The organism is Candidatus Zixiibacteriota bacterium (assembly GCA_040753875.1).
Taxonomy (GTDB): Bacteria; Zixibacteria; MSB-5A5; order GN15; family FEB-12; genus DATKJY01.
Map to the genome: position 1 here is coordinate 60,689 of JBFMDV010000030.1, position 22,740 is coordinate 83,428.

At 55.8% G+C, this 22,740-nt stretch carries 18 protein-coding genes and 1 tRNA gene; 16 read left to right on the forward strand and 3 right to left on the reverse strand.

What is annotated here, in order from left to right:
- Window positions 1–6: 6 nt before the first annotated feature.
- Window positions 7–345: a hypothetical protein gene (locus AB1644_11435; GenBank protein MEW6051656.1), complete on the forward strand. Its 339-nt coding sequence runs from the start codon at window positions 7–9 to the stop codon at window positions 343–345.
- Window positions 346–365: 20 nt separating this feature from the next.
- Here the strand turns inward: AB1644_11435 and tpx are convergent, their stop codons facing one another.
- Window positions 366–881: a thiol peroxidase gene (gene tpx / locus AB1644_11440; protein ID MEW6051657.1), complete on the reverse strand. Its 516-nt coding sequence runs from the start codon at window positions 879–881 to the stop codon at window positions 366–368.
- 131 nt (window positions 882–1,012) lie between these two features.
- Here tpx and tadA point away from each other — a divergent pair, with 131 nt between their 5' ends.
- The 6 genes from tadA to AB1644_11470 all read left to right on the forward strand — a co-directional run bounded on the left by tadA (window position 1,013) and on the right by AB1644_11470 (window position 6,432).
- Window positions 1,013–1,489 (forward strand): tRNA adenosine(34) deaminase TadA, encoded by a 477-nt coding sequence (tadA, locus tag AB1644_11445; GenBank protein MEW6051658.1) that lies wholly within the window; start codon window positions 1,013–1,015, stop codon window positions 1,487–1,489.
- Between the two features lie 36 nt (window positions 1,490–1,525).
- A complete protein-coding gene (locus tag AB1644_11450; protein MEW6051659.1) occupies window positions 1,526–2,038 on the forward strand; it encodes a hypothetical protein in 513 nt (170 codons plus the stop codon).
- 72 nt (window positions 2,039–2,110) lie between these two features.
- A tRNA-Ser gene (locus tag AB1644_11455) sits at window positions 2,111–2,199 on the forward strand.
- Between the two features lie 421 nt (window positions 2,200–2,620).
- The gene (locus AB1644_11460; GenBank protein MEW6051660.1) at window positions 2,621–3,403 is read left to right on the forward strand and encodes a response regulator; all 783 of its coding nucleotides are present in this window, start codon (window positions 2,621–2,623) and stop codon (window positions 3,401–3,403) included.
- A gap of 171 nt (window positions 3,404–3,574) precedes the next feature.
- Entirely contained in the window at window positions 3,575–5,086 is a 1,512-nt protein-coding gene (locus tag AB1644_11465) for a glycosyltransferase family 39 protein (protein MEW6051661.1), read from the forward strand.
- Window positions 5,083–6,432 carry a dicarboxylate/amino acid:cation symporter gene (locus AB1644_11470; protein MEW6051662.1) on the forward strand — a complete coding sequence of 450 codons (1,350 nt, stop codon included), beginning with the start codon at window positions 5,083–5,085 and terminating at the stop codon, window positions 6,430–6,432. The genes AB1644_11465 and AB1644_11470 overlap by 4 nt, the downstream gene beginning before the upstream one ends.
- Before the next feature lie 30 nt (window positions 6,433–6,462).
- Here the strand turns inward: AB1644_11470 and AB1644_11475 are convergent, their stop codons facing one another.
- Window positions 6,463–7,179, reverse strand: coding sequence for a dienelactone hydrolase family protein (locus AB1644_11475; GenBank protein ID MEW6051663.1), 717 nt, complete (start codon window positions 7,177–7,179; stop codon window positions 6,463–6,465).
- Window positions 7,180–7,540: 361 nt separating this feature from the next.
- Between AB1644_11475 and AB1644_11480 the strand changes: the two genes are divergently transcribed.
- Both AB1644_11480 and AB1644_11485 read left to right on the forward strand, forming a co-directional pair.
- Window positions 7,541–11,323, forward strand: a complete 3,783-nt coding sequence (locus AB1644_11480) for a PKD domain-containing protein (protein MEW6051664.1) — start codon at window positions 7,541–7,543, stop codon at window positions 11,321–11,323.
- A gap of 150 nt (window positions 11,324–11,473) precedes the next feature.
- Window positions 11,474–12,856 (forward strand): MBL fold metallo-hydrolase, encoded by a 1,383-nt coding sequence (locus AB1644_11485; GenBank protein MEW6051665.1) that lies wholly within the window; start codon window positions 11,474–11,476, stop codon window positions 12,854–12,856.
- A gap of 79 nt (window positions 12,857–12,935) precedes the next feature.
- On the opposite strand, the gene AB1644_11490 is transcribed toward AB1644_11485, so the two are convergent.
- Complete coding sequence (locus tag AB1644_11490) at window positions 12,936–14,222, reverse strand: Glu/Leu/Phe/Val dehydrogenase (GenBank protein ID MEW6051666.1); 1,287 nt, start codon at window positions 14,220–14,222, stop codon at window positions 12,936–12,938.
- A 684-nt stretch (window positions 14,223–14,906) separates the two neighbouring features.
- Here AB1644_11490 and AB1644_11495 point away from each other — a divergent pair.
- From AB1644_11495 to AB1644_11525, 7 genes are all read left to right on the forward strand, one after another.
- Entirely contained in the window at window positions 14,907–17,516 is a 2,610-nt protein-coding gene (locus AB1644_11495) for a S8 family serine peptidase (GenBank protein MEW6051667.1), read from the forward strand.
- Window positions 17,517–17,897: 381 nt separating this feature from the next.
- Window positions 17,898–18,482, forward strand: a complete 585-nt coding sequence (locus AB1644_11500; protein MEW6051668.1) for a 4Fe-4S dicluster domain-containing protein — start codon at window positions 17,898–17,900, stop codon at window positions 18,480–18,482.
- Between the two features lie 3 nt (window positions 18,483–18,485).
- Window positions 18,486–19,034 carry a heterodisulfide reductase-related iron-sulfur binding cluster gene (locus AB1644_11505; protein MEW6051669.1) on the forward strand — a complete coding sequence of 183 codons (549 nt, stop codon included), beginning with the start codon at window positions 18,486–18,488 and terminating at the stop codon, window positions 19,032–19,034.
- On the forward strand, window positions 18,953–19,366 hold the full coding sequence (locus AB1644_11510) for a heterodisulfide reductase-related iron-sulfur binding cluster (protein MEW6051670.1): 414 nt from the start codon (window positions 18,953–18,955) through the stop codon (window positions 19,364–19,366). Before AB1644_11505 ends, AB1644_11510 begins: the two co-directional genes overlap by 82 nt.
- Window positions 19,363–20,340 carry an FAD-dependent oxidoreductase gene (locus AB1644_11515; GenBank protein ID MEW6051671.1) on the forward strand — a complete coding sequence of 326 codons (978 nt, stop codon included), beginning with the start codon at window positions 19,363–19,365 and terminating at the stop codon, window positions 20,338–20,340. The genes AB1644_11510 and AB1644_11515 overlap by 4 nt, the downstream gene beginning before the upstream one ends.
- Window positions 20,337–20,867, forward strand: a complete 531-nt coding sequence (locus AB1644_11520) for an NAD(P)H-dependent oxidoreductase subunit E (GenBank protein MEW6051672.1) — start codon at window positions 20,337–20,339, stop codon at window positions 20,865–20,867. The genes AB1644_11515 and AB1644_11520 overlap by 4 nt, the downstream gene beginning before the upstream one ends.
- Window positions 20,864–22,624 carry an NADH-ubiquinone oxidoreductase-F iron-sulfur binding region domain-containing protein gene (locus tag AB1644_11525; protein ID MEW6051673.1) on the forward strand — a complete coding sequence of 587 codons (1,761 nt, stop codon included), beginning with the start codon at window positions 20,864–20,866 and terminating at the stop codon, window positions 22,622–22,624. Before AB1644_11520 ends, AB1644_11525 begins: the two co-directional genes overlap by 4 nt.
- The last annotated feature ends 116 nt before the right edge of the window (window positions 22,625–22,740 follow it).

A 22,740-nucleotide genomic window follows, 5' to 3' on the forward strand; every position in this document is an offset into this window, starting at 1 on the left:
TGAGGCATGCGCAAGCAAGTCTATTTGCTCGCGGCAGTCATACTGCTCTATCTCATACCGGCCTGGGTTATGGACTCGGTTTACGGTCCGTCATACGGTTTCCTGGCAGGCGAGGACTGCTGGCGGCCCGACGGTAACGGCGGCTGGGTTCAGCACGGTCGTCCTTCCGGACCTATGCCGGCAGAGCCAAGTGTTGACGTACCGCTCTGGGCGCGCTATCTCCCCATTTTTCTTCCGGGGCTGGCGCTGGTGCTGTTTCTCTTTACGCCTTTGAGGAAAGTGATGGAGCCATCTCTAGGTCGTGAATTGCCCGCGGATGCTGATGACAACACCCCTGACGAGTGATTACGACCGGCCCTGGATCGTCAGCCGGCCACTTTCTTGAGAGCCTCGAGCGCGGTATCGTAGTTCGGTTCAGTGCCGACTTCGGGGACGATCTGGAAATAACGGATGGTATCATTCTTGTCGATGATCAGAACCGCTCGCGCCAGAAGCCGCACCTCCTTCATGAGGAGACCATACGCGGTGCCAAACGATACATCGCGGTGGTCCGAAAGTGTCTGGAGCTTATCGACCGCTTTGGCTGCGCAGTAGCGGCTTTGCGCAAAGGGGAGGTCGACCGAAATCGTGTAGATCCGCACATCGCCTGGAAGCTCTGCTGCCCGTCTGTTGAATGTCACCGTCTGAATATCACAGACCTTGGTATCGAGTGACGGCACCACGGAGAGAAGCCGAACGTGCCCCTTGGAGTCTGACAGTCTGACCGTCCCGAGCGAGTTGTCCAGCAACGTAAACTCCGGCGCCCTGTCGCCGATTTTCAACTCGGGCCCCACCAGCGTTATCGGGTTTCCTTTCATAGTGACAATATTTTTCCGTTCCATACTATCGTCCTTTCTCTGTCTCCAAGACTCGTTCATGACCTGATGATGCCAGTGTAAACAGGCGATCAGTTCGAAAGGTTCACGAAACAAAACAGATTGGTGTTGAGTCGTCGGGTCTCTATATTTGCAGAATGAGCCCTGAACAATATCCCCAATACATGGAACTTGCGCTCCGCGAGGCGGAGCTGGCGTTTGAGGAGTCGGAAGTACCGGTGGGGGCGATTGTCGTGCACGAGAATCGGGTGATCGGGCGCGGCCATAACCGTACTATCGCGCTGCACGACGCCACCGCCCACGCCGAGATCATCGCGCTGTCGGCTGCTTACGAGCATTTTGGCGATTGGCGGCTCGAGCATTGCTATCTTTTTTCGACACTGGAGCCATGCGTGATGTGTGCGGGGGCGGCGGTTTTGTCTCGTGTGAAGACCATAGTGTATGGCGCCAAAGACCCCAAGTTCGGCGGCTGCGAATCGATATTTCAAATCCCGACCGAACCCCGCCTTAATCATCGGTGCGAAATAGTGGGTGGAATAATGGAAGCCGAGGTTTCGGACCTGATGCGGCAGTTTTTCCAGCAGGTACGTCAGAACAAGAGGGAGGTCAATTGACCGATTCAATAATCTTGTACAAAAACTGGAGGCGCCATGAACTTCGATGCAGATACCGAATACGATTTGAATCACATCATCGCCAAGCCGCTGTTCTTTGGCATGACCGTGAACATTGTAGTCCCGATGGCTCTGTTGTTTGTCTGCTATTACCTGACCACTCACGGGACTGTTCCGGACAAACTTGGCGAAACTAGGACGGTCGCGCTTTACCTGTTCGGCCTGTTGGCGGTTGGGGAGGCGGTTTTCGCAATATGGTGGCGAGGTCGTCTGTTTGGCACGCCCATGATCCGAAGTCGAGAGTCGTTTGAGTCGGATTTCGCCTCGGAGTATGCGCGTCGCTGCCGCCCCCTGTTCGTGGTGATTGCCTCGATCAGTCTTTACGGCTACTTGTTTTTCTTTTTGAGCGGGGAGTTCAACGATGCCGTCTATTTCGTTGTATTCTCATTTCTGGTGTTCCAGATGGTCCGTCCACGCCATGGAATGGTTCGAAAGCTGATCGACCGGCAGTTGGGGTTGGTCAAACAGGGGCGATTTTTGACGTCATAAACCGCTTTACAGTGTCCTGGTTTTGTGTAGATTTGCTGCGGCCCGAAGCCGAGGGAGGTAACTCGTGAGATCGGAGAGGTGGCTGAGTGGTCGAAAGCGGCGGTCTCGAAAACCGTTATACCCTTTGGGTATCTAGGGTTCGAATCCCTACCTCTCCGCCATGTAGTACATGGAACCAGTCGCCCTGCGCATTCATTCGACGATCAGGCGTTGAGAATCATGGTTCGATATATATCCCACGTCCCCCGAAGGCATTGCCTGTTTTACCGCTTTGCGAGTAAACATGGGCTATCTGTCGAAATCAGCAAGGTAGCTCGAAATGTGTCCCATATCCCCCGCCAGTGAGTGACACCGTCACTCTTAAGCTTCACGGCTTCCAGTCGATGATTGGTGACCTGCCATTTGGGCCCGGATGGCTACCGGATCGCCTTTGGTGATTCATCGACATGCACATTCCAAATGCGCGATTGCCCCATGATTCTGGCCACGCCGGCAGAAGGACCATGAGAATTTCCCGGCTCAGGGAGGACATCGGTTCTGCCGATATAGGTGAGACAGAGAATCAAAAACCGGAGTACCTGTTTGCATACCGCGGATCGCCCTGACGAGAGCATCCTGCTCGTCGAAAGTGACAAAGAGACACTCGCCCAGATGGAACCTCTCCTCTCAAGCAATAAGAGGAAAAGTCTGGTGGCTCTCTCGTTCAAGCAGGCGGTGGCCAAACTGGAGTCTGATTCCTCGATCGATCTTGTCCTTTGCAGCGCACGTATTTCGGGCGGCTGCGCCGCCGACCTGGTTCGGTTCGTCAAACGGACCCCCCGTTTTCAGTATATCCCGGTTATTGTCTACGGCTCCAATTGCAGCCCGCAGGATATATTGTCGATAGGCCGGCTCGGGGTCGATGCTGTCCTTTCGATCCCGGTTGACAAGGACCAGCTTGAGAAGCGGATCGCACAGATGATCGCCGACGGTAAGCGGCGTGTTCTGGTCATCGACGACGAGCCCGTCATACGCGATATACTGGCCGAAATGCTCTCGCTGGAACGATTCAAGGTCCTCACGGCCGATTCAGCCGAGACAGGTCTGGAGATACTTGACCAGCAGAGGGTACACATAGTGGTATCAGATATTCTCCTGCCGGGGAAAAGTGGACTCGAGCTTCTCACCGAGATCAAAGCCAAAGATTCCAATATGCCGGTCATACTTATCACCGGTTATGCGGGTCGGTACACGACCAGCGATGCCATTGCCGCAGGCGCCGACGGATATTTTGTCAAACCGTTCAAGAATATCGAGCTCGTGCGAATTCTCCACCAGGTTCTCGCTCAGTACGAGACCAAGGTCCTCGCCAAAGCGGCCCGATAGTAACGGTATTTCCGGAGACACTCAAAGGATACTCCTATTATCAACGCCGGACCGAACCGCCAAATTCGGCTCGGACGCTCCGGTCTTTCCATGAACGACAGTAGAAGCGGCGCTTGACATTCCCGTAGTGCTTTGCGACTATTGGCCGGTGTTGGTGCTTTCCGGATCAGTATGAAGCAGTTCGCCCGATCTCATCCCCTGTTGTGTGTCTTGTCAGTGGCTGCGCTTGTCCGTCTCTGTTCGGTACTCTGGTCAAAAGGCTTTGTGCACTCCGACGATTACTACGATACGGTGACGGTAGCCTATAACTGGCTGGTGAACGGTTTCTGGGGAAGCAACGGGTTCCTTACGTGGAACAGCTTTTCATCGGAAACGGTCGGCCGATTCCCTCTCTACACGTTGTTTCTTTGGCTTATCATGAAGCTGTTTCAGTTATTCGGGAGCGATTCGCTTAACACCATGATGTATGGTATCCGGGCAGCGCACGCGGCGATATCGTTGCTTCCGGTCTGGGCAGTCTGGCGCATCACGCGCCAGGTGACAGGTCGGGATTCGTGGGCGGTGACGGGCGGCCTGATGGTCGCACTCCAGTTCGCCATGCCGTTTCTTGGTGTTCGAAACCTCATCGAGATGGTCGGCGGTAACGTCTGGATCGTCGTGTTCGTTTTCCTCTACCGTCATCAGACGGAGGCGCGAGGGAGGTTGTTGTTGTATGCCGGACTTGTTTCAGGGCTCGCGTGGATGCTCCGCTTTCAGATCGCCTTCGCCGTTATTCCGATACCGTTCGTGCTGTGGTTTGAGGCGCGGAAGCTTCGGCCCGCTGTCCTGTATTCAAGCGGTGTCGCCGTCATGCTGCTGTTCTCTGTGGTCGCTGATTATTATCTTCTCGGGCGATTTGCCGGGTCCACGATCAATAATCTGATCATCAATGTGGGGCAAGCGCCACTTTACAAAACGATCCCGTTCCTGTATCCCGCGCTGCTTCTTCTCCTGCTCGTACCGCCGTTCTCATTGGCGGCGACATGGGCGATGTTCAACAAGCGATTTTTTGTTCGCCATCGAGCTCTGGTCATTTCATTCCTTGTCTTCCTTATCTGGCACATGGCAACTGCGAACCAGCAGGAACGGTTCATACTCCCGATGCTGCCGGTATTTCTGCTGATGGCTATCCTGGCTTTGTGGGAGCGGTTCTTATGCAAAGGGGAAATAACCGCAAATCCACGGACGTTCACCCGGATCTGTGTCATCAGTTCGGCCATCAACCTTGGTCTGCTGGTACCCGTATCGCTGGCGTATGGTCACCGTGGGCTGATAGAATCTGTGCTCAGTGTGCGGAAGCTCAAACCGGAAGCCCATGTGCTGTTCGTGCAGCCGGACATGCGCCCCCATGTCCCCATTGCGTTCGCCGACCGGCGGTCCAAAGCCTGGTTTGTGCGAGACTGGGCGGAATTGCCGAGGTTGTCCGACGAAGCTCTGGCCAATGGACCTGTTGACTATGTCGTGATATTCCCGACTGACGGTCGACCGCTGGAGGCCACTCTTGATTCGGTGGCGGCCCACTTGGGACCAATGACACAGGTGACCCATATAACGGCATCGTATTACGATCAGTTGTTGTACCGCTTGAATCCGAAACACAACGACTCATTCGAAGCGTACATTTTTCGACCGGAGGAGGCATGAACGATTCGAGCACGGCAACGGTCAGGCCGCTCAGGCGGGTACCGCTACACACGAAAATCCTCCTCGGGCTGATACTCGGTGCGACAGCCGGGGTGAGCATTAACGCGCTCTACGGTGGGTCTAACCTGCAAGCTGCGTGGGTAGTTCACCACATTACTGAACCGATCGGCCAGTTGTTCCTGCGGTTGTTGCTCATGACGGTCATACCTCTGGTGTTTGCGTCGCTGGTAGTCGGTGTGGCCGGACTCGGCGATCTGAGGACGCTCGGTCGCGTCGGTCTGAAATCACTCGTCTACACATTCGTGATCTCGGCAATATCGGTTGCCATTGGCATTACCCTGGCCAACAGTATCCAGCCCGGCAAGCGGGTGGATCAAGCGACCGCCGGCGCGCTGGAAGCAAAGTTCGGTACCGAAGCATACCAGCGAATTGAAGCGTCACAGAAAGGGAAAGGGGAGTCGGAGTCGCCGGTTATGCAGGTGGTGAAAACGCTTGTGCCCACCAATCCGATCGCGGCAGTGGCGAGTGATCCGCCCAATATGCTCCATCTGATGTTCTTTGCGCTGGTGCTCGGCGTTGCTGTCACGCTGCTTCCCTCAAGCACTTCGGCGCCGTTTGTCCGAGTGTGTGAGGCCCTCTTCGAGATCGCCGCCAGGGTTATCGATCTCATAATGCTCGCTGCGCCGTACGCCGTGGCCTGCCTGATTTTCACCAACACGGCTCAATTCGGCCTGGATTTGCTTCAAGCGCTCGGCTGGTTTGTCATTACCGTTCTGCTTGGACTGTCGCTGCACATGTTTGGCGTGTACAGTTTGTCGGTCTATTTCCTGTCGCGGATAGCGCCGCTGGAGTTCTTCCGAAGAATCAAGACGGTGATGCTGACCGCGTTCTCGACCTCATCCTCCAATGCCACCCTTCCGACCGCTCTCACCGAATCGGAGCACAAGCTTGGGGTGCCGCGCGATATCAACAATTTCGTGCTTACCGTGGGAGCGACCGCCAATCAGAACGGTACTGCGTTATACGAGGGGGTGACGGTACTGTTTCTGGCGCAACTGGCCGGAGTGCACTTAACCCTCGGACAACAGATCGTGGTTGCGTATATGGCGATCCTTGGTGGCATCGGCACAGCGGGGGTACCATCCGGTTCGATCCCATTCATCATTGTGGTGTTATCGACTATTCACGTGAATCCGTCTCTCATCGCCATCATTCTCGGGGTCGACCGTATATTGGACATGTGTCGGACGACGCTGAATGTTACCGGCGATCTGACGGCAGCCACGTACGTGGCTCGTTCCGAAGGTCACGAACTTCTCAGAACTCCCGCGGCAGAATCCAAGTAGTGCATATGATGAGCCGGTCCTGTGACCGCGCTACTTGAATATCTCGTCGAAGAACTCTCGCATTGCCGCCCAGGAGCGTTTGTCCGCCTTCTCATCGTAGGCCACTCCGGCTCCAGGGTCACTGCCGTTGGCCGGATTCGTGAAGCCATGTACAGCTCCGCCATAGGCGATCAGTTGCCAGTCTACTTTGGCGTTGGTCATTTCGGCTTCGAACGCCTCGACCTGATCAGGCGGCACATGGGGGTCGGAGGCGCCGTGGCAGACCAGAATCTTGCATCTGATCTTTTTGCCATCTTCCGGATCGACTGCTGACAGGTTGCCGTGAAAGCTGACCGCACCTTTCAGATCGGCGCCGCTTCGAGCCAGTTCCAGTGCGGTTTTGCCGCCAAAACAGTAGCCGATCACCGCCAGGCGCGACGTATCGACTTGTGGTTGCTTCCTGAGTGCTTCAAGTCCCGCATTGGCCCTCCTGCGCATCAATGAGAGGTCCTTGTAGTAAATCCCGGCCTGAGCTGCTGCGTCTTCATTGGTTTGCGGGCGAACCCCCTTGCCGTACATATCGAGCGCGAACGCGACATACCCCAGTTGCGCCAGTTGGTCCGCGCGGGACCGGGCATAGTCATTCAGTCCCTTCCACTCATGTATTACCAGCACCCCCGGACGTTTACCGAGCAGCGCGTCATCGTAGGCAAGATATCCCTCCAGAACAACCTCGCCGTCCCGGTATTCCACGCTCGCCGTATGCATCTTTGCCGACCCCGATCCGAACAGCAGAACCGCCGCCAGGATAGTTCCAACGAACTGTTTCACCGTGACCTCCGGTCTCATTATGGATTTTGTTCATCCAATAAGGATTGGATATCGATAAAGTCAAGACGGAAAGTCGTGGTCCGCTCCCTGGCTTTGAGAAGCTCCCACAGCCTCCTTCGCAATGGGGTGCGAGGCGGGCGGGAGTTCAACAAACCTGTGGATTCTTGTTGCACGTCCCTTTCGATTGTGCATATTAAGGAGAGTGGGATTCGGTCGGTGTGACCGCGCCTCAACCATATACCAATCGTTTATTTTGACTACAATGCTCTCTACTATCCATACACGAGGAGATACCGAAATGGGAAAGGCTGATATTTCTGGCTTCTGGAGCTGCTGCGTAAGTGCGCTGGCGGTTGTCGCGGCGACGACTCTCGCAGTAGCGCCCGACCTCTCTGCACAGACCCCGCAATGGTGTCCGGCAGCGCCAGTGCCGCTATGCGCGGATGGTCCGGGGCAACTATGCGTGACGCTGCCAATTCCGGATGGCATTTCGGTCTCGGTCGACGGGGCCACCTGGAATAACGGGTCGTTCTGCTTTCAGGCTCCGGCTGCGGGAACTTATCAGTTTCAGGTGATTGCCAATCTCGGTACTCAGGTTGATTCCTGCTCTGTCACGGTCGAAGTCTCTTTCGGTGCTGCCCCGCAGATTGTCTGTCCAGGGGAGCCGTTCCAACTGTCGCTGTGTGCTCCCGGCAAGGTCTGTCTGGTCGTCCCCACCAAGAACGCAGCATCCGTAATAGCCTCTGGTGCGGAAGTGAACGACAGCGGGCTTTGCATCCAGGTGGATTCATCGGGTGTCTACTACGCTACCGTTATCGCAGTCAACGCCTGCGGCGCAGACACCTGTGTTGTCTCCGCCGTAGTGACGATCGAAGCGAAACCTGCAGTCGGTTGCACCGACACTATATTCACGATTGAACAGTGCGAGTTCGCCGAGGTTTGTGTGCCGGTACCTGTTCGCGATGCAAATCAAGTGACAACGAGTCTGGGATCGTGGCGCAATGACACGCTCTGCTTTTTCCCGGACACAGCCGGCTACTATCTCATATCGGTTCGGGGTACGAATTACTGCGGAAGCAGCGAGTGCACTGTCGCAGTCCAGATCATCAAGCGCGAAAAACCGGCCATCATCGTGCCGTTTACGCCGCCATCGATAGCGATCTGTGGCCCCGGCCCGGTCTGTGTTCCGTGTCTAATTGTCGGTGCCGATCAGGTCCTGGTCGGTGGGGGCGAGTGGGCCAGTGACACGCTCTGTTTCAGCGCTGATACATCCGGACTGTACACATTCAACATTTCTGCGACCAATGACTGCGGTACAAATACGGTCGATGGCTTTGGTGTACATGTCACTGTCGACGCGATTCCCGGCCTGCTCTGTCCGACTGACACCCTGCAATTCGCCGGCTGTGACACGGTCGTTTGTATAGATGTCCCGCTGGTGGTCACGAATGCCGACACGCTCATCGTGACCGGTGGCACGTATGCCGAGGGGCAGCTTTGTTTCACCGCCGGAGAGTCCGGAGTGTATGCATTCGCGGTTACCGCGAAGAACAGGTGTGGTCAGAAGACCTGCGAATTCTTCGTCAGCGTCACCCGGGAAATGCCGCCGTTTGTTCATTGTCCTCTTATCGAATTGAACGCCTCGGTATGCTATCCCGGCGATACAGCCTGCGTTGAATTGCCGATCGATCGGGCCGATATCATCGGTGTAAGCGGCGTCGTGGGTGGTCACTGGGTAAACGGCCGTCTCTGTTTTGTCACGGACTCTCAGACAGCCTACTCGGCATCTGTCATGGCGACGAATACCTGTGGTAGTGTGGAGTGCGATGTTTTTGTGAATGTCGAATTCGCCCAGCGACCACAGATCGTCTGTCCTCCGGAACCGATTTCAGTTTCGGTGTGTGGAGCGGCCGAGGTCTGTATCGATCTACCGATCACCGGTGCGACAGCCGTGTTTCTGGACGGCGCCACTTGGCAGGAGGGCCGGCTTTGCTTCTCGCCGGTGGAACCCGGAAGCTACAGTTTTGAAGTGGTTGCGTTTGGTACGTGTGAGAATGACACATGTATGCTTACTATAAACGTCGAGTCCGGTTCGGTGCCCATTATAGATTGCTGGCAGGAGGATCCGGAACAGTTTACGCCTTGTGGAGCGGGCGAGGTATGTCGTTGGATCGGTGGACGAATCACCGGCGCGACGGATGTCGAGGTCGTCGGCGGCTCCTACGTCGAGGGGAACCTCTGTTTCTTTGCCGATACGGTCGGGCTCTACAGGCATACTGTAATCGCCGCCAACGACTGTGGCGCCGACACCTGTGCGTTCTATTCACAAGTCTGGTTCGTGCCCTCTCCTGAAGCTTGCTTCACGACCAGTAGTGGAACGAGACCTCTGGAAGTGCAATTCACAAATTGCACTCCGGACCTTCTCTCTGCCGGGTACACTTGGGACTTCGGCGATGGAACAACCGAAGTCGGCACGTTCCATCCAGTTCACCAGTACCAATACTCAGGGTGCTACCTGGTGACGATGGTTGCCGGGAATTGGTGCGGGAGTGACACCGTAGCTGATAGTGTGTGCGTCAGTCTGGCCGGAATCGTAACGCCGACCGACCAGTGGATAAGTATCTACTGCCAGAACCCTACTTTCAATGGAGCGCCATTGCAACCCGGTGATGAGATCGGTGCACACGACCCATCAGGCAGGCTGTGCGGACTGGCTGTAGTCGAGCCAGATGGTTCATTCGGATTCGCACCGGTCTATCGGGATGATGGATACACGACGGAAGATGAAGGCGCAATTCCGGGGGATACGCTTCGTTTCAGCATCAATGGTGTATTCGTACTTGTCAATCCGCCTGTCGTATGGACGGAAATGGGGGACCGCATCCCCGTATGCGAGTTCACCGACCTCCATCAGGTATGCCGTACACTTCATCTAAAGACCGGCTGGAATCTGATCTCGTTCAATGTCGCCTACTCAGAGCCGATCAAGACGGCTCTGCAAAACATCTGGCTGTACGTCGATGTCGTTCTCGGTTTTGACCGGAAAGGCCTCACGTACGACCCGTTCCTTGAACAGTATTCAACGCTCGACCGGCTCGATCACCGCCATGGCTATTGGTTCAAGATGCGAGACAATGTCGATCTTGACCTGTGCGGATATGATATCAACCCTGATGATGCTATCGCTATTTATAGGGGATGGAATCTTGTTTCGTACTGGCCGTATGGAATTCTGTCGGTGGAAGACGGGTTTGCGTCGATTCTCGACAACCTGGAACTGGCTTATACCTTCGAAGATGCCATTCTCATCTGGCGCGCAACACAGCCCCAGTTCAACACTCTCACCGAGTTGAAACCGAATCTCGGGTATTGGGTCAAGAGTTCAGCTGATGATGTACTCGCGTACCCCGGGTTCGGGGGGGGAGGGCCGATCGTCGATTCCAACGGGGGTGTCTCCGACGTTCCGCCATCTCGGTCCTGGATGTCCATTTACGGGTCACGCGTCATGCTCGATGGTGTTGAACTAGCTAACGGAACATTGATCGAAGCGTACACCCAGAGCGGCACACGATGTGGCGCCGGCGTCTATGAAAACGGTGTGCTCAAATTCCTGCCCATTTATGGCTATGATGATGCCGATGCTTCGCTGCAGTTGTATCCGCAGGAAGGCGACCCAGTAAGTCTCCATGTTGGCGGCGTTCGTGTCTATCCGGATATCGTCATGCAGCCAAGTGGTGGACGGCTGCGCACAGAAGCGTTGTCCTTAACCCCCACGGGAGTTGATGACGAGGAGATGCTGCCGCGGCAGTTTGCTCTGGCCCAGAACTATCCGAATCCTTTCAATCCTACCACCACGATCAGCTTCGAGCTGCCGATGGCGAAACGCGTGCGAATCGACATTTACAACGTGATGGGTCAGCGCGTCACGACCCTGGTCGATGCGCACTACGAGGCCGGTCAGCACAGTGTCGAGTTCGATGCTACAGGTGTCGACGGCCACCCGCTGGCAGGGGGCATGTATATTTATCGACTTGAAGCCGGGACGTTTGTTGAGACCCGCAAAATGATCCTGTTGAAATAACCGTTGGTTAGTGCCGCATATAGCGTGCGGCCAGGAATACCGGCGGCGGGAAGTACATCTCGCCGCCGTCTTTTTTTCATCCTGTAGCCAGTTCCACGTTGTCTCGTTTGTAGCCAGCAGATATATTGGCCGCTTCATGAGTGAGGCCGCATGATACAACTGGGATTTCACGGCGCAGCCGGTACAGTCACCGGCTCAAAATACCTCCTCACCGTCGACAAGCGAAAAATCCTGGTGGATTGCGGCATGTTTCAGGGAGCCAAAGAACTGCGGGAACGTAACTGGGCGCCCCCGCCGTTCGACCCTGCCGAGATCGAGGCTGTCGTGCTTACCCACGGCCATGTGGACCACATCGGGTATCTGCCGCGGTTGGTCAGGCAGGGGTTCAAGGGGAAGATCTACGCCACAATTCCGACCTGCGATATTGTAGCGATCACGCTCCGGGACACCGCCAATCTCCAGATGGAAGACGCCGATTACCGTAACCGCAAGCGGTTGACGCACCACCCGGTCGCATTGCCGCTTTTCACGGAGGACGATGCGGAAGAGACTATCCGACATCTGGCCCCGCTGCCGTTCAACGTGTGGACTCGTATCGGAGAAGAGATTCGTTTCCGGTATCACGTGGTTGGCCATATCCTTGGAGCGGCGTCGGTAGAAATAGAAATGAATGACGGCTCGCGCGAGGTATCGATTTTGTTTTCGGGAGATATAGGCCGGTACGGCAATCCGGTCACACGCAATCCTGCCGAACCTCCAAGCTGCGATTACCTGGTGTGTGAATCCACTTACGGAGGCCGCGTGCACCCGGCCGAGGATCCACACACTGAGTTCGCCAGTCTTATCAAGGAGATACAATCGTGCGGAGGCGTGCTGGTGATCCCGGCGTTTGCTATTGGCCGCACGCAGCAGATCACCTACCTGGTCAATGACCTGATACAACACAACTGGATCCGGCCGATCGAGGTGCATATTGATTCTCCAATGGCCATTTCCGCCACTGACATCTATGTGAAGTACGCTTCCTATCATTCTCTCGATGTTCAGCAAGCGGGCGGTATTGAAGCTGTGCTTGAAGGACCTCGTGTGCATCGTCACCGCAAGCGGACCGCCTCCAAGAAACTGAACCGACTTCGCGGTCCGGCGATCATCATCTCGGCCAGCGGCATGTGCGCCGGCGGGCGCATCATGCACCACCTGTTGAATCGCCTGGGAGACCCGAAAAACATCGTAGCACTGGTCGGGTTCATGGCGGAAGGCACGGTTGGTAGAAAGCTTGCCGATGGCGACAAGCTGGTATATATCCACAAAACGCCAGTTGAGGTACGGGCGAAGACCGCACGTCTGGGGGGTCTGTCGGGTCATGCCGACTATTTCGAGATCATGCACTGGCTTGAGCCTATGAAGCCTCCGAAACGTGTGTTTCTGACTCATGGCGAACCAACTCAGAGCCAGGCGATGGCAGACCATTTGAAGCAGGAGAGAGGGTGGCCAACCCACATCCCGGAATTGGGCGAGACCGTTGAATTGTAGGGAAAACAATACGGACTGCTGAGTCAGCAAATTGGACTCAGCAGCCCGCTTCAGGAGGAAGATATCACCTATCTGGAGATCAGACCCAGCCTCGGTCCTTGGCAGCCTGGGCCACGCGACTGACCGCGATCACGTATGCCGCATCCCGCATGTAGAGCTTGCGCTTGCGCGCCAGCTCGCTGATCGCCTGGAACGCCGAGGTCATCTTAACGTCCAGTTTGCTCAGCACTTCGTCCTTCTCCCAGAAATAGTTCATGTTACTCTGCACCTGCTCGAAGTAGCTGCAGGTGACACCGCCGGCATTGGCCAGAAAATCGGGGATCATGAAAATTCCGCGTTCCTGGATCACCTTGTCCGCCTCAGGCGTTGTCGGGCCGTTTGCCCCTTCGGCGATGAGACGCACACGACGACTGATCTTGCCAACATTCTCAGCGGTGATCTGGTTTTCGATCGCGCAGGGGAAGAGGATGTCCACATCCTGTTCGAGCCAGGCCGCGGCCGGCAGTATCTCGTACCCAAGGTCCCGCGCCTTATTCTTGTCGATACCGCCAAAGCGATCGGTGATCGCCATGAGAGCGTCAACATCGACTCCATCAGTTTTCTTGAACGTGTAGGAAACCTGGTCATGTTGGTCCCAACAGGAGACACAGATGACCTTACCCCCCAGATGCTGGTACAGCTTGACCGCATACTGGGCAACGTTCCCGAACCCCTGCACGGCCGCAACCGTGCTCTCGGGCTTCAGCCCCAGTTCCTTGAGAGCCTCGCGGACCGTGTAGACAACGCCATATCCGGTCGCTTCCGTGCGTCCGAGCGAGCCTCCCATACCGACCGGCTTGCCGGTAATGAGACCCGGCAACTTTGCCCGATGAATTGTCTCGAACTCGTCGAGCATCCAGAGCATGTGCTGCGCATTGGTCATGACATCCGGCGCCGGGACATCGATGAGCGGGCCGATATCGCGCGACAACTGGCGCACCCAGCCCCGGCAGATCAGTTCCTGCTCGCGCATGCTCAGGTTATGTGGGTCGCAGATCACGCCCCCTTTGCCGCCCCCGAGCGGAATCTCGACTGCCGAGCATTTCCAGGTCATCCACATGGCCAACGCCCGCACCGTATCTATAGTCTCTTGCGGGTGGAAGCGAATCCCACCCTTGCACGGACCGCGGGCATCGCTGTGCTGCACGCGGAAACCGCGGAACACTTTCACATTGCCGTCGTCCATCCTTACCGGGATATTGAACTGATATTCCCGCATGGGGTTGCGAAGCAGGTCCCGGGTGGCCTGATCGAGCGAGAGTATATCAGCCGCTTTGTCGAACTGGGCTTGCGCCATTGCAAACGGGTTGAACCCTTTGCTTTCCATTTATGCCTCCTTACAAGTTGAGACGATATCACGCGAGTCTGAAAGAACCGGGAGCGATCTGCTGTGCCGGCGACTGCCGTGGCCCAAGTGTGATGCTCCGGCAAACCGCTGAACATAAGCTAACAAATCCATCTTTCGATTCTTCTGTTGTCTCGCGCGGCTATGTTTATATCATTTTGCCTGAAATGTCAAGAGAATCACGGGAGTCCGAATACCCGGATGCCTGCTCGACGTACCTGTAATACGTTGGCCCGCAATCTGATGTGCCAGACTGGAGACTAATACAGAATCTCTTGCGCCGCAACTGCCTCGTGAAAAAAATAACGAAACTCGTCACGGTCGCTCGGTACTGATCAATCCCCTGTCTGAATCTACACTACCACTGACGATCGTCAAACTATGAGATTCAAAGGTTAAGAACTCAAGCGGCCCTTTATTCCTACAAAAAAACTTGCATTATTGACGGTATGCTATATTATTCATTTTATAGTAGGATCCCAGGTCCAGATGGGGTACCATTAACACACACAATTAAGAGACCCTGAGTCGCGGAAACGTGTAATTCCTATGATCGACATTGAGCGTGCAGGGGAGGTGAGAATGACATAGCTTCGATCACTCGCAGACTGACTTCTTAAAGCGTAAGCAGAAACTTCTGAAACCTCACTAATCACAGGAGAGACTATGAAGAGGTTGGGAATCTTTGGGGCAATGCAAGTATTCTCTGCGTTCATTGTCGTTGTTGCTTTATTCAGTCTCGCATCCGCTGCCGACGATCTTCGCATTGGACAGTCCTGCGCCAGCCCAGGCGGTGAGAGCTACGCTCCGGGCGAGATCGTTGTGAAATTCAAAGATGGGGTGAGCAAACAGCAAGCCGCTTCGGTTCAAGCAGCGCTTGGCACCTCGGTTATTTCAACCAACGAGAGAATCGGATTCCAGCAGCTCCGCATCCCGGCTGACAAAACAGTCGAAGAGATGGTTGCGGCTTTCAGCAGCCGACCTGATGTTGAATACGCCGAGCCGAACTATATCGCCAAAGCGTTCTTCACTCCGAATGATCCGTACTATTCGTACCAGTGGCACATGCCTCTGATAAACATGCCGGCTGCCTGGGATCAATCGACCGGTATCCCCAGTGTGGTCGTGGCGGTTATCGACTGTGGAGTGGCGTACGAAACCTACGGCGCCTTCACCCAGGCTCCGGATCTCGCCGGTACGAGTTTCGTACCCGGCTACGACTTTGTTAACAACGATGCCCACCCGAACGATGACTGCGGCCACGGCACCCACGTGGCCGGCACCGTCGCTCAGACGACCAACAACAGCCTCGGCGTGACCGGTGTCGCCTTCAACTGCAGCATCATGCCGGTGAAGGTTCTTGATGCCTCCGGCAGCGGCACGTATACCGCCATCGCCAACGGTATCATCTTCGCGGCTGACAACGGTGCCGAAGTGATCAACATGAGTCTGGGCGGACCTTCGACCTCCACAACGTTGCAGGACGCCGTTATCTACGCGTACAACGCTGGGGTCACCATTGTCTGCGCCGCCGGTAACGCCGGCACTTCCGCCCCGCAGTATCCGGCAGCCTATACCCAGTGTATCTCGGTGTCGGCTGTTCGTTATGACAAAACCTATACCTGGTACACCAGTTATGGCACGACCGTCGACATTTGTGCTCCGGGAGGAGACTTGAATGTCGACCAGAATGCTGACGGGTATGTCGACGGTGTCCTGCAGCAGACCCACGACGGGGTCAACTACGGGACGTTCTCTTATTACTTCTACGAAGGTACCTCCATGGCCAGTCCGCACGTCGCGGGCGTGGCCGCCCTTTTGATTTCGAAGGCCGGCGGCAGCATGACCCCTGATGCCGTCCGGGCAGCGTTGCAGAATACCGCAATGGACCTCGGCACCGCAGGTTGGGATCAATACTATGGCTACGGCTTGGTTGATGCGAATGCGGCTCTCTTGACGGTCGGGAACAATCCACCAGTGGCTGCATTCTCCGGTACACCGACCTCGGGCTATGCTCCGCTGGCGGTAACCTTCACCGACGCCTCGACCAACGGCCCGACAAGCTGGAGTTGGGATTTCGGTGACGGCGGCACGTCGACACTCCAGAATCCGTCGCACACTTACACCACCGCGGGCACCTACACGGTCTCGCTGACTGCGACCAATGCCTACGGCTCGGATAGTGAGGTCAAGGTCGGTTACATTACAGTTACGAACCCGCCGACGAACCCGCCGGTAGCCGCCTTCTCTGGCACGCCGACCTCGGGTACGATCCCGTTGACGGTGGTTTTCACGGATGCCTCGACCAACGGCCCGACAAGCTGGAGCTGGGATTTCGGCGATGGTGGCACGTCGACTCTGCAGAATCCTTCTCATACCTACACAACGGCCGGCACCTACACGGTAACGCTCACGGCGACCAACGCGTATGGTTCTGATGTCGAGACCAAGCTGAACTATATCACGGTCACATCGGCACCTGCCTGGACGGTCATCACGTACGACGACTTCGAGGCCGGAATGGGCAGCTATAGGGATGGAGGTGCCGACATGGCGCGTTACACCGGCGCAACCTATGCGCATCAGGGCATAGCAGCGGCGGATATCCAGGATAATTCCGGTGTCGCATCTTCTTTCTATCATACACTCGGGTACAACGTCACCGGTTATGCGACGCTTGAGGTGGAGTTTTGGTTCAGGGCAGTAAGCATGGAGAGCGGCGAAGACTTCTGGGTACAGTTCTTCGACGGTTCCGTGTGGCGGACTGTGGCGGCGCTTCGTTCAGGTACAGAGTTCGTGAACGGATACTTCTACAACGTCATTGTCACGATTTCGAACAGCCAATACACGTTCCCTGCCAACGCAAAGCTGCGCTTCATGTGCGATGCCAGCGCGAATGCCGATGACGTCTACATTGACGAGATCGAGTTCCGTGGCTCCACCGCAGCCGGAGGGGCGGCCTTGCAGATGACTCAGGGGCAGGAGCAGAGCCTTCCGGATGGGTTCACCCTATCACAAAACTATCCAAACCCCTTCAACCCGACCACCGACATTTCCTTCACGCTGCCGGCGCCCGGCAACGTGCTCCTGGAAGTGTACAACCTGCTCGGTCAGCGCGTGACGGTTCTTGCCGATGGTTCGTATGGACCAGGCCAGCACGTGGTAACCTGGAATGGTCGGAACGATGCGGGTGTCACCGTGTCGTCGGGGGTCTATTTCTACCGCATGGTATTTGGTGAGCGTGTTGAGACGAAGAAGATGCTGATGCTCAAGTAATCTCATACGCGTTCAATTACATTTGGACTACACCTAGTCCCATCAAGCCCGGCTTCCAGCCGGGCTTTTCTTATAGTTGCTTGTGCCAATAATCACTATTAAAACGGTCTCAGTGCCCTCCGAAGCAGCTAAATGGTCTGTAGTAACATACAGTATAACAATATATTATGAAAATTTACGAACACGCCTGAGTTAGCCTCATTTTTCACGAGATTATTCCGATTTTGTGAAAAAAATCTCTTGACTTATGACCACGCCGAAGTATAACAGAGACTGATTTGTCGATATTAGGACTGGTTCGACTGCTTTACTTACATTTGCCGCCGAAAGACCAGCCGAACAATGTGAAACCGTGGTGAACGCATCCACGCAGGAGGGTGCATGACGACAGCGATAGAAAGATTTCCGCAGAAGGAGGCGACCCTTCGGGCCGCATTCTGGGAGCAAGTCGCGTCTATTCCAGACGGCCACAAGATCAAGGAATGTCTACAATGCGGGACCTGCACCGGCACCTGTCGGGTCTCGTATGCTATGGATATCACACCACGCGCCACCGTTGCGCTGTTTCGCGCCGGTCTACTGGAAGACATTCTGCAAAGTCGCACGATATGGATATGCGCCTCCTGTTATTCCTGTACTGTCCGCTGCCCTTCTGGAATCAAAGTCACCGACACCATGTACGCCCTCAAGCGCCTGGCCATGAACAAGCGGATCTACCCGCAGAAATTCCCGGTACACGCGCTCTCAAGGGCGTTTGTGGACAACGTGTACAAGTACGGACGCAACTATGAGCTCGGACTGGGCATCCGGTATTTCATGAGGTCCGGCTGGACCAAGCTGTTTGGTCAGATGGGATATGGTTTCTCGCTCATGCGCCGTGGGCGTCTCAAACTGCTCCCCCGTAAGATCCGGCGGGTGAATCAGGTCCGTGCGATTATCAGGCGTGCCGACCAGTTGGGAGAATAAACCATGCGCGACTATGCGTACTATCCCGGATGCAGTCTTGAGCACACTTCCAGTCCCTACGATATGTCCGTACGCGAGGTGTTCAAGGCGTTGGACATAGGGCTTAGGGAGATCGAGGACTGGAACTGTTGCAGTGCCACCATGTACATGTCAGTCAAGAAGACGGTGGCACAGGCCATCAGTGCTCGAAACCTCGCCATTGCCGAGAAAATGGGTACGGATATTTGCGCTCCCTGCAGTAGTTGTTATACGATCCTTCGCAAAACCAACCGTGAACTCAACTGGGATCCTGCTAAGAGGGACAAGATCAATGAGGCGTGCGAGCCGCCGACCTGTCGTACAACACGACCGTCGAGATCCGCCACCCGTTGGACATTCTCGTTCACGATATTGGCCTGGAAACTATACGGACCAGAGTCAAGAAACCGCTGGCTGGCCTGCGGGTGGCGCCGTATTACGGCTGTCAAATCGTGCGCCCGTTGGGATTTTTCGATGACCAAGATGATCCGGTCACGATGGATCAACTCCTCGCTGCGGTGGGTGCAACCGTGACCTATTATCCACCCAAAGTACGTTGTTGTGGTGGGATGCTGATGACAACGCAAGAGGAGATCGCACTCAAGCTCAACTATACGTTGCTTCAGGCGGCGGCCGACAACGGCGCCGATATTATCGCCACCGCCTGTCCCCTGTGTGAGATGAACCTCGAGTCGTACCAGGGGAAGATCAATCGGGCGTTCGGCTCGGACTTCCATATCCCGGTTGTCTATTTCACCCACCTGGTGGGAGTTGCCTTGGGGATTTCTCCGAGGAAGATGGGACTTGACAAGTTGCTGGTGGCGCCGGACAAACTGATGGCGCGTGCCGCCGAGGTGGCGATATGACCAATATCGCTGACAACAATGGTAAGAACCTCCCACAGATAGGGGTCTACGTTTGTCACTGCGGGTCCAATATCGCCAAGGTTGTGGATGTTGCCGCAGTCGCAGGACACGCAGCTGGACTCCCCGGAGTGGTTGTGGCGCGCCATTATCGTTTCATGTGCTCCGACCCGGGGCAGGAACTGATCCAGAAAGATATTAAAGAGCTTGGTTTGGAGCGGGTGGTGGTCGCTGCCTGCAGCCCGCTCATGCACGAGAATACGTTCCACACGGCGATCGCCGCAGCCGGGCTTAACCGGTATTTCTTCGAGATGACCAATATCCGTGAGCAGGTGAGCTGGGTCACGACCGACCAGAAAGCTGCTACCGAGAAGGCCAAGGCGCTCTTGCGGGCGGCTGTCAATCGCGTCCGCTTCCACGAAGCGCTGGAAATGAGACGAGTCCCTATTACCAAACGCGCCTTGGTAGTCGGCGGCGGTATTGCGGGGATCGAGGCGGCGCTTCAGATGGCCGATGCAGGTTTCGAGGTGGTGCTGGTCGAACGGGAGCCATCAATCGGCGGTCATATGTCGCAGTTCGACAAGACCTTCCCCACCCTGGACTGCGCCGCGTGTATCCTTACGCAGAAGATGGTGGCGGTGGGCAAACACCCGCACATCCGACTGATCACCTGGGCCGAGGTCGAAAGCGTGTCAGGTTCTGTGGGGAATTTCAAGGTGAAGCTCCGAAAGAAACCCCGCTATGTCGACCCTGATATCTGCAACAGTTGCGGCACCTGTCTTGAGGTCTGCCTGAGCCGTCCGCTCCCTACGGAGCGGCGCATGAAGCTCGGCGGGCGCGTCTACCGCAAGGGGCGATTGCTGGACGTTCGGGACAAATACATCCTTGGTCCCAAGCACGACATCACCGTTCTGACCGGGGCGCAGCCGATGCCGGAGAATGTCGAGACATCGGTGGAGGAAGAGGTGACGCCATGACCCTGAAAATACATCCTGACTATGACATCAACGAAGTCATTTCCTCAATAGTGCAGAAATACGGCGCGAAACCATCAGCCCTCATCATGATTCTGCTGGATGTCCAGAAGAACTACAATTACCTCCCCAAGGATGCGCTCGAGGCGGTGGCCAAGAAAATGCGACTGCCGCTGGCGCAGATCTACGGTGTCGCCACGTTTTACCGCACATTCAGTCTCGAGCCCAAGAGGAAACACCATATCTGCGTTTGCACCGGCACCGCTTGCCATGTGCGTCAGGCAACGGTGATAGTCGACAAATTCGAGCGGGAGCTTGGAATTCCGTCCGGCAGCACGACGGGTGACCTTGAATTCAGCCTGGAGCGGGTCAATTGCCTCGGTGCCTGTGCGCTGGGGCCGCTCGTGACAGTCAATGACGACTATCATGGCCATATGAACGTCACCAAAGTGGATAAACTGCTGACGGAACTACGGCACAAGGCAAAGGGCCGCAAGACCGAAACGTCGGCAGTAGAGGAGGTCGCATGATTGCCGAAAGACTCCAGTCGGTGCAGGACCTCGAGAGGCTCCGCGAAAAGCTGACTTCCGAGTTCAATCCACTCAAATCGGTGATCACGATCTGTGCCGGAACCGGCTGTCGCGCCTGTGGATGCTTGCCGGTGGCGGAGGCATTTCGCCGCGAGATAGAACATGAACGTCTTGAAAACGAAGTCGAGCTTAAGACCACCGGGTGCCACGGTTTCTGTGAACGTGGGCCACTCGCAGTTATCGAACCACAGGGAATTTTCTATCAGCGGCTCAAGCCGGCCGATGTCAAATTGGTCATGGATCAGACCATCAAGGGAGGGCGAATCGTCCATCGTTTGCTTTATCGCGATCCCGGCTCGGGCGAGACGATCACCTATGCCAAAGACATCCCTTTTTACAAGAAGCAGTTGCGGCTCATCTTCGGCAAGAACGGATTCATGGACCCCATGTCCATCGCTGATTATATCCGACTCGGCGGATATGCGCCGGCCGTCAAGGCAGTGACAACGATGGCACCGGAACAGATCATCTGCGAGGTGGCCAAATCCGGTTTGCGGGGACGAGGGGGCGGCGGCTTTCCGACCGGTAAGAAATGGGCATCGTGTCGTAAAGCCGCCGGTGAGGTCGAGTATGTCATCTGCAATGCTGACGAGGGGGACCCGGGGGCTTTCATGGACCGGTCGCTGCTCGAAGGGAACCCGCACTCGGTCATCGAGGGCATGATCATTGGCGCCTATGCAATCGGCAGCCACGAAGGGTTTGTCTACGTGCGGAACGAATATCCGCTAGCAGTTGAAACGTTGACGAAGGCGATTGAGGACTGCCATCAATTCGGCCTGCTGGGGAAGGACATACTTGGCACCGGTTTCGATTTCGACATTGAGATCTCCCGAGGCGGCGGTGCTTTTGTATGTGGCGAATCCACGGCTCTTATGGCCTCGCTTGAAGGCAAGGTGGGAGAACCGCGAGCCAAGTATATCCACACGGTCGATGCGGGTCTGTACGACAAGCCGACCAACCTCAACAACGTTGAAACCTGGGCGAACGTGCCGCTGATAATCGAAAAAGGCTCGAGTTGGTATGCAAGCATTGGCACCGAAGGATCGAAAGGAACCAAGGTGTTTGCTTTGACCGGCAAGATCAACAACACCGGCCTGGTGGAAGTACCCATGGGGATCACGCTACGCGAAATCCTCTATGATATCGGTGGCGGTGTCCCCGGCGGCAAGCGGTTCAAGGCCGTCCAGACCGGCGGTCCCTCCGGTGGAACGTTGATCGTGGAAACGCGCGATGAGTCGGTTCATGAGAGCCTGGTGGCGCACGGCGATATCAGCGATGACGAAGCGCCCGAGAGCCTGCTCGACCTGCCGGTCGATTTCGACGAGCTGACCAAGGTGGGCTCGATGATGGGTTCCGGCGGCATGATCGTCATGGATGAAGATTCCTGTATGGTTGATGTGGCCAAGTATTTCCTCAATTTCCTCCAGGAGGAGAGCTGCGGCAAGTGTGTGCCATGTCGCGAGGGGATTGTGGTCATGCTCAACATCCTCAGACGGATCTCGGAGGGGAAGGGGACGCTTGACGATATCAGCTATCTCGAACAGTTGTCCCAGGTGATCATAGATACCAGTCTCTGTCAGTTGGGCGGCAGTGCGCCGAACCCGGTGTTGTCGACTATTCGGTATTTCCGCCAGGAATACATAGCGCACGTGGTGGACAAGCGGTGTCCGGCCGGTGTTTGCAAGGACCTAGTGTAGTGTTTCATAATTGTATTGACATTTGATTTGAACTTTGATATTTTGGCCGGCGATGAATATCGCCGAGCCAATCGCGCTGTCTTCTGAGGAGCAACGGGTGATCGATGCCTGGGTGC

What these genes read in the sequence shown, in the direction of transcription:
- tpx (MEW6051657.1), bottom strand. Translation starts at nt 881, where the DNA reads ATGGAACGGAAAAATATTGTCACTATGAAAGGAAACCCGATAACGCTG.
- tadA (MEW6051658.1), top strand. Translation starts at nt 1,013, where the DNA reads ATGAGCCCTGAACAATATCCCCAATACATGGAACTTGCGCTCCGCGAG.
- AB1644_11505 (MEW6051669.1), top strand. Translation starts at nt 18,486, where the DNA reads ATGCGCGACTATGCGTACTATCCCGGATGCAGTCTTGAGCACACTTCC.
- AB1644_11495 (MEW6051667.1), top strand. Translation starts at nt 14,907, where the DNA reads ATGAAGAGGTTGGGAATCTTTGGGGCAATGCAAGTATTCTCTGCGTTC.
- AB1644_11485 (MEW6051665.1), top strand. Translation starts at nt 11,474, where the DNA reads ATGATACAACTGGGATTTCACGGCGCAGCCGGTACAGTCACCGGCTCA.
- AB1644_11515 (MEW6051671.1), top strand. Translation starts at nt 19,363, where the DNA reads ATGACCAATATCGCTGACAACAATGGTAAGAACCTCCCACAGATAGGG.
- AB1644_11525 (MEW6051673.1), top strand. Translation starts at nt 20,864, where the DNA reads ATGATTGCCGAAAGACTCCAGTCGGTGCAGGACCTCGAGAGGCTCCGC.
- AB1644_11520 (MEW6051672.1), top strand. Translation starts at nt 20,337, where the DNA reads ATGACCCTGAAAATACATCCTGACTATGACATCAACGAAGTCATTTCC.
- AB1644_11500 (MEW6051668.1), top strand. Translation starts at nt 17,898, where the DNA reads ATGACGACAGCGATAGAAAGATTTCCGCAGAAGGAGGCGACCCTTCGG.
- AB1644_11465 (MEW6051661.1), top strand. Translation starts at nt 3,575, where the DNA reads ATGAAGCAGTTCGCCCGATCTCATCCCCTGTTGTGTGTCTTGTCAGTG.
- AB1644_11475 (MEW6051663.1), bottom strand. Translation starts at nt 7,179, where the DNA reads ATGCATACGGCGAGCGTGGAATACCGGGACGGCGAGGTTGTTCTGGAG.
- AB1644_11470 (MEW6051662.1), top strand. Translation starts at nt 5,083, where the DNA reads ATGAACGATTCGAGCACGGCAACGGTCAGGCCGCTCAGGCGGGTACCG.
- AB1644_11435 (MEW6051656.1), top strand. Translation starts at nt 7, where the DNA reads ATGCGCAAGCAAGTCTATTTGCTCGCGGCAGTCATACTGCTCTATCTC.
- AB1644_11450 (MEW6051659.1), top strand. Translation starts at nt 1,526, where the DNA reads ATGAACTTCGATGCAGATACCGAATACGATTTGAATCACATCATCGCC.
- AB1644_11490 (MEW6051666.1), bottom strand. Translation starts at nt 14,222, where the DNA reads ATGGAAAGCAAAGGGTTCAACCCGTTTGCAATGGCGCAAGCCCAGTTC.
- AB1644_11480 (MEW6051664.1), top strand. Translation starts at nt 7,541, where the DNA reads ATGGGAAAGGCTGATATTTCTGGCTTCTGGAGCTGCTGCGTAAGTGCG.